General features: G+C 52.4%; 1 rRNA gene. It reads left to right on the top strand.

Annotated features, from left to right (window positions below):
- Positions 1 to 248, top strand: a 23S ribosomal RNA gene (locus MFP24_RS00090); the annotation flags it as partial.

Raw genomic sequence — 248 nt, 5'->3', positions numbered from 1 at the left:
GAGGACCGAACCGACTAATGTTGAAAAATTAGCGGATGACTTGTGGCTGGGGGTGACAGGCCAATCAAACCGGGAGATAGCTGGTTCTCCCCGAAAGCTATTTAGGTAGCGCCTCGTGAATTCATCTACGGGGGTAGAGCACTGTTTCGACTAGGGGGTCATCCCGACTTACCAACTCGATGCAAACTGCGAATACCGTAGAATGTTATCACGGGAGACACACGGCGGGTGCTAACGTCCGTCGTGAA

Source organism: Brenneria tiliae (assembly GCF_023347575.1).
GTDB lineage: Bacteria > Pseudomonadota > Gammaproteobacteria > Enterobacterales > Enterobacteriaceae > Brenneria > Brenneria corticis.
The sequence above is the reverse complement of the archived record's forward strand: the minus strand, read 5'-3'. Positions and strand labels throughout refer to the sequence as shown.